The 14,836-nt window shown below is 38.0% G+C and carries 11 protein-coding genes; 3 read left to right on the top strand and 8 right to left on the bottom strand.

Translation table 11 applies throughout. The features are described from left to right. The first annotated feature begins 75 nt into the window (after positions 1 to 75). Positions 76 to 3,534 carry a PAS domain-containing hybrid sensor histidine kinase/response regulator gene (locus ABXG98_RS05045; protein ID WP_353537606.1) on the top strand — a complete coding sequence of 1,153 codons (3,459 nt, stop codon included), beginning with the start codon at positions 76 to 78 and terminating at the stop codon, positions 3,532 to 3,534. Between the two features lie 3 nt (positions 3,535 to 3,537). Here ABXG98_RS05045 and ABXG98_RS05040 read toward each other — a convergent pair whose 3' ends face one another. The 4 genes from ABXG98_RS05040 to greB form a co-directional block, all read right to left on the bottom strand. Next, positions 3,538 to 4,206 carry a response regulator gene (locus tag ABXG98_RS05040; RefSeq protein ID WP_353537605.1) on the bottom strand — a complete coding sequence of 223 codons (669 nt, stop codon included), beginning with the start codon at positions 4,204 to 4,206 and terminating at the stop codon, positions 3,538 to 3,540. A gap of 231 nt (positions 4,207 to 4,437) precedes the next feature. Next, entirely contained in the window at positions 4,438 to 6,744 is a 2,307-nt protein-coding gene (locus ABXG98_RS05035; protein WP_353537604.1) for a TonB-dependent receptor, read from the bottom strand. A gap of 173 nt (positions 6,745 to 6,917) precedes the next feature. Then, the gene (locus ABXG98_RS05030) at positions 6,918 to 7,889 is read right to left on the bottom strand and encodes an extracellular catalytic domain type 1 short-chain-length polyhydroxyalkanoate depolymerase (protein WP_353537603.1); all 972 of its coding nucleotides are present in this window, start codon (positions 7,887 to 7,889) and stop codon (positions 6,918 to 6,920) included. 98 nt (positions 7,890 to 7,987) lie between these two features. Then, positions 7,988 to 8,458, bottom strand: a complete 471-nt coding sequence (greB, locus tag ABXG98_RS05025; protein ID WP_353537602.1) for a transcription elongation factor GreB — start codon at positions 8,456 to 8,458, stop codon at positions 7,988 to 7,990. Between the two features lie 462 nt (positions 8,459 to 8,920). Here greB and ABXG98_RS05020 point away from each other — a divergent pair, with 462 nt between their 5' ends. Further along, a complete protein-coding gene (locus ABXG98_RS05020) occupies positions 8,921 to 9,607 on the top strand; it encodes a hypothetical protein (protein WP_353537601.1) in 687 nt (228 codons plus the stop codon). Positions 9,608 to 9,890: 283 nt separating this feature from the next. On the opposite strand, the gene ABXG98_RS05015 is transcribed toward ABXG98_RS05020, so the two are convergent. The 3 genes from ABXG98_RS05015 to ABXG98_RS05005 form a co-directional block, all read right to left on the bottom strand. Then, on the bottom strand, positions 9,891 to 10,130 hold the full coding sequence (locus tag ABXG98_RS05015; protein WP_353537600.1) for a transposase: 240 nt from the start codon (positions 10,128 to 10,130) through the stop codon (positions 9,891 to 9,893). Positions 10,131 to 10,560: 430 nt separating this feature from the next. Beyond that, a complete protein-coding gene (locus tag ABXG98_RS05010) occupies positions 10,561 to 10,962 on the bottom strand; it encodes a hypothetical protein (protein ID WP_353537599.1) in 402 nt (133 codons plus the stop codon). Then, positions 10,949 to 11,176: a transposase gene (locus ABXG98_RS05005; RefSeq protein ID WP_353537598.1), complete on the bottom strand. Its 228-nt coding sequence runs from the start codon at positions 11,174 to 11,176 to the stop codon at positions 10,949 to 10,951. Before ABXG98_RS05005 ends, ABXG98_RS05010 begins: the two co-directional genes overlap by 14 nt. A gap of 459 nt (positions 11,177 to 11,635) precedes the next feature. Here ABXG98_RS05005 and ABXG98_RS05000 point away from each other — a divergent pair, with 459 nt between their 5' ends. Beyond that, positions 11,636 to 13,558: a PKD domain-containing protein gene (locus tag ABXG98_RS05000; protein WP_353537597.1), complete on the top strand. Its 1,923-nt coding sequence runs from the start codon at positions 11,636 to 11,638 to the stop codon at positions 13,556 to 13,558. A gap of 386 nt (positions 13,559 to 13,944) precedes the next feature. On the opposite strand, the gene ABXG98_RS04995 is transcribed toward ABXG98_RS05000, so the two are convergent. After that, positions 13,945 to 14,832 (bottom strand): CE1 family esterase, encoded by an 888-nt coding sequence (locus ABXG98_RS04995; RefSeq protein WP_353537596.1) that lies wholly within the window; start codon positions 14,830 to 14,832, stop codon positions 13,945 to 13,947. Positions 14,833 to 14,836 lie beyond the last annotated feature (4 nt).

Genomic DNA, 14,836 nt, shown 5'->3' with positions numbered 1-14,836 from the left:
GTTCACTGCCTTTTATCACAGTGCATGTTATGCTGTTGATTGCATTATAGTGAAATAGACACCGAGGAATTTTCATTGTTAGTTTGGCTTTCTCTTGATACTTGGTTGATATCCTTATTATCTATTGCTTACTTGTTATTACTTTTTGTGGTCGCATACTGGGGCCAAAAGCAAACTAATAGCAAATGGCTTTCTCGCCCGTGGGTATACAGTTTATCCCTAGGAGTAAGCTGCACATCTTGGGCTTTTTACGGTACGGTGGGACAAGCAGCAACCACAGGGGCTTGGCTAGCACCTATTTATATTGGCTCTATTTTATGTTTTGTGCTCGCTTGGCCAATGCTCCTGAGAATTTTACGGATAAACAAAGCACAAAACTTAACCTCTATCGCTGACTTTATCGCGTGTCGCTATGATCGCTCTCACCTTATTGCCGCAACCGTTACTATTGTCGCGCTCTTAGGCACAATTCCCTATATTGCTTTACAGTTGCGCGCTATTAGTAAAAGCTTTGATTTGCTTACCGGGTCGTATCAATCGGGCATTAGCACCACCTTTGTAATGACACTGGTGTTAATAATTTTCAGTATTTTGTTTGGTGCTAGACAAGTAGTGGTCACTAAACAAAATCAAGGGTTAGTGTTAGCTATCGCCTTTAGTTCCATCATTAAGTTATTTGCATTAACGGCTATCGGTATTTTTGCCACCTTTTTTGTTTTTGACGGCATAAATGATTTATTTACCCATGCCGAAAATATCAAACACGTGCCACAGGCTAACAGTACCTACTTTGCTATCTCACAAGCCTTACTGGGTATGATTACAATTTTTATTTTACCGCAACAATTTCATATGATGATGATAGAGAATCATCATGAAAATGAGTTAAAAAATGCCCGTTACTTATATCCTTTATACCTGATTGCCATCAATGTATTTGTTTTGCCTATCGCCTTGGCGGGTCAAAGTTTATTCCCTGGTGGTAATGTAGACGCTGATACCTATGTGATTACCATTCCGTTATTTTTTCAGCAAGCATGGCTAGGTGGTTTAGCTTATATTGGCGGTTTAGCTGCCGCTACCAGCATGGTTATCGTAGCGACCATTGTACTGAGTACCATGGTAACCACTGAAATAGTTAACCCATTATTGCTCCATTACAATCGCTATGTCAGTGAGCAAAAAACTCAACTTTCTAGTGTGCTATTAACAATTCGCCGTATCGCCATCGCCTTACTATTATTACTGGCTTTAGCGTTTGAGCGGGTGATTGATCAACAAAACCACCTTGCCACTATTGGCTTATTATCTTTTGTATTATTGTCTCAATTAGCGCCCTTGGTGGTTGGTGCATTATACTGGCGAAAAGCTACCACAAAAGCCGCACTGTTTGGCTTAATAATCGGCAGCGCTTTATGGCTTTATACCTTGTTGCTACCAAGTTTACTGCCAAATTCAGCATGGGTAGCCTCGGGGCTTTGGCAAATTACTTGGCTTAAACCTTATGGGCTTTTTGGCTTAACTTTCCTTGACCCTATTAGCCACGGCCTGTTGGTAAGTTTACTGGCTAACACTGGCTGTTTCATTATTATTTCGCTATTGAGCCACCGAAGCGTTTCTGAAAAACTACAAGCCGAATTATTCATTTCCCAACAACAAGATGCATTAGAAAAAAACCTATCTAGTAAAGATTTATATCACCTTCTACAAAGGTTTGTTGATGACAAAGCCGCTGGCATTTTTTTACAAAAATACGGCAAACCTTTGTCAAACGCTAAAGCCAGTCATCAGTTAATTGACTATACCCGCTTGCAGCTTTCTAGCGTATTAGGCTCAGCATCTACTAACATGGTGATGAAAGCGATAACCACCCAACAAAATATGCCATTGCAAGACGTGGTCAGTATTGTTGATGAAGCCAATAAACTATTTCAATTTAATCGCGAGTTATTACAAGCCGGTGTTGAAAATATCGAGCAAGGCATTAGTGTTATTGATGCCGATATGCGCCTTGTCGCGTGGAACAAGCGTTATATTGAGTTGCTTGATTACCCTGAAAACTATGTCACCGTGGGTAAGCCTATTGCTGATCTTATTCGTTACAACGCTGAACGTGGGGTTATTATTCCCAGCAAAAATAATACAGACAAGCCTCATAACAATGATGATTTTATCAATCGCAGAATAGCCCATATGCGCCAAGGCAACAGTCATCATTTTCAGCGAGAGATGCCGAGTGGGATTGTTTTAGAAATTCGTGGCCAAGCCATGCCCGGCGGTGGCTTTGTCAGTACTTTTTCTGATATTACCGCTCATATTGAAGCGGCAAAAGCATTACAACAGGCCAATGAAAATTTAGAACAAAGAGTCATTGAACGTACCCAAGAGTTAAGTAAAGCCAAGGCTGAAGCAGAAGCGGCTAACACCAGTAAAAGCAAATTTTTAGCCGCCGCTAGTCATGACTTGATGCAGCCATTCAATGCGATGTCACTATTTACCAATATGCTTAATAAAAAAGTACAGCATACTGATTTAGCTGAACTAGCCTCTAATATTCAACACTCGCTCAGTGCTGCTGAAATATTGCTTTCAGATTTAGTGGAAATATCTCGACTCGATAGCAGTTCACAAAAAATCGATCAACAACGTTTTTTAATTGATGATTTATTGATGCCTTTAAGTAAAGAATTTACTTTACTAGCACAACAAGCCAACCTTGAGTTTAGTTATGTAAAATCAAGTTGTGTTGTAGAAACAGACCAACAATTATTAAGGCGGGTGGTGCAAAACTTTTTGTCAAATGCCATTAATTATTGCCCACAGCCTGACAGGCAAGGAAAAGTATTACTTGGCGTAAAACATCAACAAAACCATTGTATTATTGAGGTGTGGGACAACGGCCCCGGTATTCCCAAAGACCAACAACAGACAATATTTAAAGAATTTGAACGTTTGAACCCAAATCAAGCAGCAGCAGGGCTTGGATTAGGGCTAGCTATTTCAGAACGTATTGCTAAACTTTTAGGTTGTAGTATTTCGCTAAGATCGAGCTTAGGTAAAGGAACCTGTTTTAGCATCACCATCCCTCGAAGCTTCACCACACTTGCCACCAAATCTATAACCGCCAATACCTCCCAGTCATCAAGTGCCAATGAATTTATAGATTTATCCGTGATACTCATTGATAACGAGTCGTTAATGCTCAAGGCAATGCAAACTCAACTCAAAGAATGGGGATGCAAGCTCGTTGCTGTTGCAGACGAAATTAGCCTTCATGCTGCATTAGCTAACGCGCAGTTTGTGCCTGATATGATTATTTCTGATTATCATTTAGACGATAATAACAATGGCGTTGCATTAGTGCAAAAGTGCACCGAACAATATCAATGGCAAGCGCCGGTAATCATCTGTTCAGCCGATCCGTCAGAGCAAGTCAGAGAACACACCAGTAATGCCAAATATCATTTTATGCGTAAACCTATTAAGGCCTTGGCGTTGAAAAAGTTGATGCGACGGTTATTAAACTCAGGTTAGCCCTTAGTTTATGTTCTCGTTTTGCTGCGGTGCTAACATTAATTGCTGATATACCAACCCAGCTTGGGTACGATTATAAACACCCAACTGTAATAAAATAGCTGACACATGCTTTTTCACGGTATTTTCTTTGATATCTAAAATACCCGCTATTTGTTTATTTAGCTGGCCATCAGCAACGAGCGATAATACGGTGTATTGTTGTGGGGTTAACTGCGCCAATTGTTGTGCTAACTTTTTATGCTGCTGCGCCAATTCATTATCACGGGTAATTGGCATGCTTGCTGGTAACCATGTATCGCCTGCTAGAACCGTATTGATAGCTAATGCGATAGTTTCTAAATCGACCGATTTAGGAATAAACGCAGCTGCACCAAAGTTAATGGCTTTTTGCAAGATATCAGGGCTTTCATCGGAAGACACCATAATAACAATGAGGTCGGGGTGATTGTTTTGTAGTTGAGCTAAACCGGTAAAACCATTGTTACCGGGCATGTGTAAATCTAGAAATATAATCTCTAAATCTGGAGATTGCGCGATAACATGCAGTAAATCATCAAAATTCGACGCTTCTTTAATACCGGCATCAGGCATGCAATCAACAACCGCTTGTTTTAGCGCGGTGCGAAACAATGGATGATCATCGGCAATGGCAACTTTGGCTTGGCTCATAACAACACCTTTTAAGGAAAAATTTATGGTTTGTGCGCTTATGTACTTCTTTCAGGAAAATGTTGATGTTTTGTAGGGGGTAATTTATTGCCCCTTTACCGAGCTACAACTCAACCTACAATAAATTTTTTAACTGTCATTTACTTTGTATTATCAAAAAAAGAGCTGGTAAAAACCAGCTCTTTCTCATCTATCGTCATTTTTATTTATAAATGTTCAAATGAATATCAATTAAAAACGATAGCCTACCGTTAAATGCATTGTTCTTGGGTCATTAAAGTAGCCAATTAAGGTGGTATCTCCGCCTAAACCTGGGCTATATGTACCATCGCCATTGTCGGCAGCAAAGTTATAACCGCCCACCATGGCTTCTTCATCGGTTAAGTTTTTCAGGTGTAAACCGCCATACCAGTTACCCTCTAAACTTTCCCAAGTCACACTGGCGTTAAGTGTGCCATAGCCGTCTTGAAGCAATGAATCACTATCTTCAAATAACAAATAGTCATCACGGTAGTAATATCCACCAGTCAACACGAAGTAGCCCATCTCAGTATCTAGCGTGTAGTTTGCCGCTAAATTCATGGTGTAATCTGGTGTATTAGATAAACCTACTAGCGGTGTTGCCAGCGTTGGGTCTTCTTCAATTTCTGAATCTATATAACCAATTGAGTAATCAATTCTTAAGTTTTCTGAAGCAGCCCAAGTGATCTCAGCTTCAATACCTTTTGCCGAAGAGCCTTTAATATTGCCTAAGTTTTGGTTTAATACCGTTAAATCATCTGGATCAGGGGTTACCGTAATATATTGGCGATCTGTATGATCTAACGAAAATACTGTCACGTTAGTACGGATAACATCATCCCAGTCTTTCTTGAAACCTAGCTCAATTGAATCAACAATTTCAGGATTGGCTGCTGATTCGTTAACCGTTGCTCTAGGATTAAACGTACCCGATTTAAAACCTTGCGAGTAACTTGCAAAAAACATAGTGTCATTATCATAATGATACTCTAACCCAACTCTTGGGGTAAATTGAGACCAATCTTCTTTTTTAGGTGCATCTAAAATATCATCGCCATTGGTGTCTGTCCCCAAAACTTGAGGAAAGGTTACATCACCACGTACATAGCCCGGTATCCAATTATCGCTTGGGTAAACATTGCTAAAGGCTAAGCCATTATTAACATACGCTTCTTTTTCTTCTTTGGTATAACGGCCACCAACAGTTAATGACAATTTATTTGTAATATCAATGCTACTTTGAATGTAAGCCGCGATGCTGTTGCTGTTATTACAACCTGTCACTTCACGAGTCAAGCCGGTTGCGCCAAGCGATGCGCCATAAGCTGCTCGACCTAAAAAGCCTAAAACAGCATCAAAATGACCACAAGATTCACCATCATAGGCATATATCCCACTCACTAAGCTAAAACTATCGCCAATATAGTTTGCTTGTAATTCGTGACTGGTATTTTCGTCTTGATAAAAAGCAGGTACGTCAAATATGTCTAGCTGGGTATTATCAAAATCGATATTAGTATCTGAATTACCTTCTCTTGAGGTTGCTACATATTTTAATGATAGTTCATCGTTTACTTGCCATGAGGCTAAAAAGCTTAGCCCCTCTAACTCAACAGCGTTTTTAGTTGGCATACTGGTATAAGAGTCATAAACACTATCAGGAACCGGTGCATCCGTTAATAAACTAGGTAATAACCGATAACCGCCTTTAGCATTCGAATCATCATTTGTTCTATCCCATGCTAAACGCATAAAGAGATCGTCAGATGCATGATACTCTAGGGTTAAACGCGAAGCCGATAAATCTTTGTTGTAGTTTTCAGTGTCTTGTCCGGCAAGTGCTGAAATTAAGAATTCACCATAGCCATCTCTATTTAACTCAGCATGACCAAAACCAAAATATAATTTGTCTTCCACTAGTGGAATTTGCCCGGTTATTTTAAGATCTTTTTGATTATAGCTACCGACTGTTCCCTCAATAGTAAACTCTGTATCGCCTGACATTTCCCTAGTAACATATTTAACCGCACCACCAATGGTATTTTTACCATACAGTGTGCCTTGTGGCCCACGAAGTACTTCAATGCGCTCTACATCTAATAAATCGAGCACTGCACCTTGTGGGCGTGCCATATAAACATCATCGATATAAATACCTACCCCTGGTTCATAACCCCAAAGTGGATCTTGTTGGCCAACACCACGTATAAAGGCAGTAAGGGTTGAGTTAGTACCTCGGCTAGTTTGCAAGGTGGTATTGGGTGAAAACCTTTGTACTTCAGTCATCACTGCAATGCCATTCTCGCTAAGCTCTGCTGCACCAATTGAAGTTACGGCAATTGGCACCGATTGTAAGCTTTCAACCGTTTTACGCGCGGTAACTTCAATACGCTCTAAACCAGGCTCTTTTACTTCAGCAGAGTTATTGTTTGTTTCTTCTGCTAAGGCGACATTTGCGGTTAATGCTGTGGCAATTGCCAAAGCTAAATAACTTTTATTGCTGTTGTGTTGTTTCATGTGGGAACCCTTATTCATAATTATTTAGTGATATTTGTAAGTTTGCTTTTATTTTATTGGTAGGTTTTTTGCCAACTAATAACACTCTATATGATTATTTTTAAAAAATATTTAGCACTATAGTGCCATAACTAACGCATTGTTTTTATTCGATATTACATGCTCAATGAGACTTAAGGCTGCCAAAGTTCAATAACATGTTTAGCTGTACTTAACTCAGACGCGAGCAAATAGTCTGCCGCCTCACCGCCATTCTCTACATTAGGGTTGACCATAATGCCATGGTCTAATTTTTTCACTTCAATCAACTCTATTTGTACTTCTTCGGCTGCGTTTTGCCATCGAGTCATGCGATAGGCAGGTTTTTCCTCTATTTTTGGTTTAGTCGTTAATCTTGATAACTGTGTCCATTGCTGTGCTAGAGAAAGTGAGTTTAGCGGGTTAACAATGCTATCTTGGCTGCCTGTCCACACCGATAATTTAGGCCAGGTTTGTTGTTTAGGGTTAAGCGTTTGCGCTTGTGCAACTAACTCAGGCACCGATTGAGAAGGACCATTTTTCATGCAAGATATGCCCGTAATCAAGCCATCGGCACAGGGAAAAGGAATGCCTGCAACCACGGCGCCGGCGGTAAACAAGTCAGGGTAATTCACCAGTAAGCTACTTGCCATAGCGCCACCAGCAGAGAGCCCAATAATATAAACATTATCTGCCTTTATTTGCTGTTTCAGCGAGGTGATCATGTGTTTTATTGACAGGCTTTCACCTTTGTTTTTGCTAAAATCATCGGCAGAATACCAATTGAAGCAGTGTTTAATATTGTTAGTTAGCCCTTGCTGCGGCAACAGTAAAGCAAAACCGTGTTTGTTAGCTAAACCAAGCAAACCGCTTTGTTTGGCCAGCGTTTCACCTTGTTGAGCGCAACCATGCAGTAACACCACCATAGACAACGATTGGCGATTTGATTTGTTTTTTTGCGGGAAGTAGTAACTCGCACTGAGCTCCCCCGGGTTAGCACCAAAGTTTTCTAATGGTGACCAAACTTTAGGCATGGTAGCGAGTGCTTGATGACTGAGTAATGTCAGCACCATTGTGAAAAACAGCGTTTTCAGGTGTTTTATTGCAGATATAGTAAGAACAGGCATAGTAAGATAACCAAAAAGAACAGATATCTGATAATGACTGATGATTAGTCAAAATTGCAATGGCACTTTAGTGCAGGGGGATGCAGTTGGTGAATAATCTATAAGTAATTGATGGTTAACACGGTCCAGTATTTTTCACCCGCAGGGGTAGTCACAACCGCTTCGTCGTCTACTTGTTTTTTCAGTAACGCTCGTGCCATGGGAGAATCGATAGAAATATAGTCATTACGACCAAAAATTTCATCGGGCCCTACTATCTTAAATTTAAGTTGTTCACCCTCATCATTTTCAATTACTACCCAAGCACCAAAAAATACCTTACCTGCTTGCTGTGGGTTGTAATCAACAACCTTAATATCTTCTAAGCGTTTAGTAAGATAACGCACGCGGCGATCAATCTCACGTAAACGCTTTTTATTATACTGATAATCGGCATTTTCTGATCGGTCACCTAAACTCGCCGCCCAAGACACTTTTTTGGTAGTTTCAGGGCGCTCTATCTTCCAAAGGTGGGTTAACTCTTTTTGAAGTAGTTCAAAGCCTTCACGGGTAATTAAATTAGTTTTCATTGTATGGTAGTTCTTAATTTTTTAAGCAACACTGAGAGTAGTGATATTAACCGAAATTTAACCTTGAGGGTATTAAACCCAAAACAAATAGCAAACTAATTTGCTTACTTAATGAGGGGCACAAATTTAGCATCAAGGCACTGAATAATACCTTTATCAATAGGCTGTACAGTGCCCAGATTCACCATCATGCCATTTACCGGTGAGCGTATGGTGCCATATACTATTGTTTGATGATGGCTTTAATCGTATAATCAAAATCTTTATATCTTGAACACGTAGCTGAAATGAATGGGTAATAAAAATGGATTTTTTATTAATAACTACAAACTCAAAATGTGAGTACATACAGAAATGATAGTTATTTGAAAAACACTAGCCTTTTTCCTTGTAAATATATTAATGAATTATCACTTTATTTTATCGAGGGTATAACTTGTTAAATTTTACGTGGAAATATTAATGAAAATAATATTTAATATGATATATAGCTCTCACTTTATTCACGGAAGAATGATGAATAACCACTGTAAAAGTTACATATGTCTTATAAAACCAAACGTATTGTATCAAAAAAAAGTCAATACTAATGAATTGTGGTTAGAGTTTTTTATTATATACTCATTAATAAAAGGCTCTATTTTAAGGGAAGGTATACTTAAATTAATAGGATTGTTTTTTTTAGCTATTTTGTCAGGTTGTGTTTCTTCACCTCAAATAGCTAAAAATGAAACTAGTGCAAGTATATTTGTTACTAGTTCAGATTTAGAAACCAACTCAATTTATCCAGATGAAACTATATTTGTCCGTGTATTTACACCTGAACAATCAGTATTTTATGACGCACCATTGAGTGTGATTATATTAAACCCAAAAAAAGCAGGTGGGAATTTCTTTTTAAACAGTGAAGTTACCTATAAAATCATGCTTAATTCTAGTAATTCAGGTCCTTTTAGTTCAAGTTCTTGTTCTACCTTGTTAGCTGTTACCCCAAGTAAAAATGGAGTATATAAAATTCAATTCAATGTGAATGAACCAAATAATAAATGCTCTTTAATTTTAAGTGATCACAATAGTGAATTAATTAATAAGTCTTTTGTAAAAAATAAAACTTATTATATTCCTATTCCTATTCCTATTCCGTTTTAATCATAACATCAAGAAAATAAGCTAGGACTTAAGGCGGAGTTATCAGGCCACCCATAATAACTTTTGCAACTTTCCCGCATAAACTACACTTAACTTACCTCAATCAAGTATGGACGCTATGATGCCTAAACCCCGATCACAATAATTATCATGGGTGGCTTAGTTAATTTTGTTAATTTCAACTTTTTCATCTGTTGTTAATTAATACGTCTAATAATTTAGCTGCCACTTCCGAAAATGGCGAGTAATAAGTCATCAGATTTATATAATCATATTCTTTCGTTTAAAAGGTAAGCGTCCGAAAATCAAAAGGGTCAGAGTCGTTGGTTTCTAACAAATGAACATGGTTTGTCATCAAAACATACGCATGAATAGCGACTTGGTACTTTTTGCCATATTCCTTTAGCTTATCCAAGTATACCGCGTAGTCTTCATCACCAAAAAAGGTTACCTGTCTATTATTTCCTCTTTGCACCACATGTTGTGCGACACCTGGCATATTTAATCTTGGTAAACGAGGCATTAGGTCAACCACTTATTAAATAAAATCAGCTTACCTCACAAACAAGTCTAAATCAATTACTCTGACCCCTTTGATTCTCTTATTAAATAAAATCAGCTTACCTCACAAACAAGTCCAAATCAATTACTCTGACCCCTTTGATTTCTTCAAGGAAATAATTCCAAAAGATTAGTTGTAACAATATTATAAAGGGTAGAAGTGTCCTTATTTAACCACTTCGCATTATATTCTAAAACTTTTTTCAGTGTAGTTTCAAACAAAGGATCCTGCTTTATTTTGTTATAAATAGGTTTATACAAAAAAGCCTCAACTGGTTCAAAGCCACTTTCGCTATGTGACCTAATTGTTTTATTAAATGCTGAATTCAGTAAAATGAATTTCTCATTTTCATCAGCAATTAAAAAAGAATGAATAAAACCATCCCTACTTTCTATCCTTTGTTGATAGGATTTTTCCCTAAAGCCAACTCTTCGAGTTTAGTCATTCGTCTTTTTCTATAACGTGCACCTTTAATATAAGAAGTTCTTTCGCCATCTTCAAAAACTTGCTCAATCAATACTTCACTGCCATTGTCTTTATTTACTTCGACTCGACAAACCATTGTCTTAGTTTTATCTAACTGCTCATGCCATTCCTTGTTATTTTCTTGCATGTAACGTTCTTCAGCATTAATTTTTAATAATGTGTCAGCGTTAAAAAATGTCCAAAATAATAAAGGGTCACTCTCATTTTTCACCCACTCCTGTACTAAGATAACTCCCTCATCTTCAATATATTGACAATCGAGTATACTTCCTCCTTTATGCTCTGCGATAAAATCACTTGTAATCAAAAGGGTCAGAGTTGTTGATTTCTAACAAATGAACATGGTTTGTCATCAAAACATAAGCGTGAATTGCTACTTGATACTTTTTCCCATGTTCCTTTAGTTTATCCAAGTATACGGTGTAGTCTTCATCACCAAAAAAGGTTACCTGTCTATTATTCCCTCTTTGCACCACATGTTGTGCGACACCTGGCATATTTAATCTTGGTAAACGAGGCATTAAGTCATCCACTTATTAAATAAAATCAGCTTACCTCACAAACAAGCCCAAATCAATTACTCTGACCCCTTTGATTTCACCCCTTTGATTTGAAAGAGTACGTTTTGGCTTAAGCAAATGTTTTATTTCATTATTAATATTATGTAATTTACTCATTATCCCCCCGGGGTAATTGTATCAATAAGTAATTTATCCCAAGCTGTACTATATAAAACCAAGGTTTGAGTAGCCCCACCAACTGTTTCATAGCCTCCTTGAACAGTTGGTGCCACTTTTATCAGGCCACCCATAATAACTTTTGCAACTTCCCCGACATAAACTTTAATTCTTTTTACGAGTGATTTTTATTTGCATTATATAGGTTGTTTAGTACTATTAAAATGGTAGATAGGCATAGCTAAACATGATGTAAGGTGTCTATTAATTTAAAAGACAAACTATACAATGCTAGGAGCAAAAATGAATAATTTTAAATATTTCATGTTATTAGGTCTTTTTTTTATAATTACTTCCTGTGGAGGTGGTGGCGGAGGCAGCTCAAACGAAACGCCCTCTAACCCTACACCTACCAATACACCACCAACAGTAAATGCAGGATCAGACCAAACGGTTGATGAAGGGATGTTAGTACAGTTAGTAGGAGCGGGTAATGATACCGAAGGCTCTGTAAGTTATCTTTGGCAACAAGTTTCAGGAACCACAGTTAATCTATCAGACACTACTATTAGTAATCCTACTTTTACCGCTCCGCAAGTCACTGAAACTGTAATAATAGAATTTAGTTTAACGGTAAAAGATACTGAAGGGCTAAGTGTAGTCGATACAATTAACGTTACAGTTAATAACCAAGTTAATGCTGGCAACACCGAGTCTTACCTTTTTTATACACATGGTTTGCATGCGGTTGATTCAAACTCGCCAGCATCTCCTGTTTTGGTTGAGGCCACTGAAAACCTTATAACCGAGTCGTTGTTTGGGATAACTATACCTTCTCAACGAGAAAGTATTATCAAAAATGCCGTTTATAACCAGGCAACAAAGGTGTTAACCGGCGTCCATAATTATGCCGTTATTTATCCAAAAACAGATGGTCATCTATATAAAATCAGTGCATTAAAAAGTGGTTCGCTTACGCCTGTGCAAGTGTCTAATGAAAATTCAGCACAAAAAATGTGTAATACTCGTAGCGATCGTGCGAAATCAGATTTTTCTAATGTGGAAAACTCCCAATATGTTTATAGTTTACCGGGTAATGATAATACCTGTGATACTGCAGATGATGTTTGGAAAATGGTAACTATCTCAATGGATAGTACACAAGCACCCATTATCGCGAAAACACCCGTGATAGACTTTATGAATTCTACAACAGGCGCTATTGATGGTTGGTTGGTAAATGATGCTAGTGCGTTAAAAAGGTGTGATGCAAGCTTTGATAATTGCAGTTTAATTGCTTCGGTAGTGAGTTCGGTAAATTACAAACTTAAAATGGCCGATAATTTTTATTTGCTAGATATTGATGGCCAACTGTTTTCCTATAATATTGCGGATAACACTTTATCTTCGAGTATTTTTACGCCTACCAATGGTACCAATATCACGGTTGCAGCGAGTGATGGTGTTAATACTTATTTTGGCCATGAAAACTCGCTTTATCAATTTCCTGTTGATGGCTCCAGTGTAGCAACTGTTTTAACAACTGATACCAATGAGATACAGATTGTTACGCCTGCCGTTAATTCTATCGTGTATCAGGTTGGAACAAACGGATTAGGTCAAGCAATACAATCCATCCCAAAAACAGGTGGTACGGTTATAAATCTAGCGATGATATCAGCAAATGATGATCTTGTTATGATGGGTGTAGATAATAACCTTATTTATTACAATATTAGAAAAACAACAGCTAACCAAGGTGAGGTCGTGATAGAGCCTGTAATAGCCGGGATTATTAATGAAATAGGAAGCAATAAAAATGAGAGAGTCAGTGCGGCATGGGTAGGCGGCGCTTGGAGTAGTGAATTTAATCTCAATACGAATAATTCTTACGGTAATACTAAAACAGCATTCTTAGTTGAAGGTTTTAATATTAACAACACTGGAGGAGGTCATGCTGGGGCAACCCTTACTGCTGTAGATGCAAGGTCAGGTGTTTCAGGGGTAGTACTTGGTCAATTTGAGACAACTGAAGAATTACAATATATATATTGTTTAGGGTTTGAACCCAGCGTGCTCTGTAGCGTTACACATACTATTGATCCCGCTCCGGCATTACCAAATTTGCCCATTCAGACTGATATATATTATTTAAACACTGAAACAGCAGGTTCATTAACGCGAGTTACTAATACGGAAGATGAAAATGAATTGATAATGCCGTAATAAAAACGATCCAAAATAATATCAACAATTACACCTTAGAGCGAACTAACCGCTCACCTATATGGTGTTGATATTTTGTCGGTAAGTAGTTCACGTTTTATTCTTGAATACTTTAGGAGCAGCAAGCAGAATAGGTGGAATCAAAAGGGTTAATGGCTGACGCCCCTTACAATTAACCCCTTTGATTAAGAAACTACCATAGCAATTGTAGCTATGGTAGTTAGGGGGAGCAGCAAAAGCAGCACGCAATGCACAAAAGAATATGAAGAATTGTTACAACATTCTTTACCTTTTAATGGGCCTAGATTGTACTTTTCGATCGTTCTGAATAGTACGATTAAATTTCCTCCCTTTTTGTCTAGCACGTAGTTGTGTTTAACCGTTATTTATTCTGTTAATAAATAACTATAGATGTCATGTAACTTTTCTGGCAGATAGCTTGATTCATGAGCCACATTATTCATTTTTGACAATGCTAGGGTTTTGACACAATTATTGTAAAACTCTGTAGTAGTGCCAGCACTTGATTGAGTAACACCTTCATGAGCAACGGCTTCAAAAGTTTCATCACAACCATTTTTTTGTCGCCAATGCTCTATAGTATCTGGTACCGATAATATATTGCCTATAGTACGACCACTAAAGGGGACTTCTTGATCGGCTTCACTATGAAAATGATGAATATCGACAGAAGTGGAAGTTGAGCAGATGTCTAAATCACCTCTAAATTGGCCAGCGAGAGAAACAATTGCACTAATTTTCTCTGGTATTACACATGCAAGTTTATAAGCCATAAAGCCTCCGGCAGAGTATCCGAAGATATAAAGCTTGTCAGATATTATTCCATAGTCACCTGTTACTTTAGTGAGTAACTGATTCAAGTAGTCAATATCTGAGTTACCATTCGCTTCATTATTATTACTTAACCAACCCCAAGTGCCTTTATTACCATGCGGGCTTAGTGCAAGTAAGTTGTACTTATCAGCAATCATTTCTGCATCAAATATATTCATAACTTTTCTAGCATCGCCCGGCGCACCGTGTAAGAAAAGTGCTATTCCATCAATAGTTTGGCTACTTGGTTTATGAACAATGACCTCTCTATCACTGAGTGTAATGCATTCGTTACCTGTGGCTAGCGCTCTACCTGCACAACGGTTTTCTTCAGCTTCATTGCCCCCACCGCAGGCTGAAAGCAATATAGTGGTAATAATACTAATCCAGACCGTTTTAATATTCTTATTAAAGTAAGTATTCATTTTTGTTGTATCCATTATT

Source organism: Colwellia sp. KU-HH00111 (assembly GCF_040362745.1).
Classification (GTDB): domain Bacteria; phylum Pseudomonadota; class Gammaproteobacteria; order Enterobacterales; family Alteromonadaceae; genus Colwellia.
The sequence above is the reverse complement of the archived record's forward strand: the minus strand, read 5'-3'. Positions and strand labels throughout refer to the sequence as shown.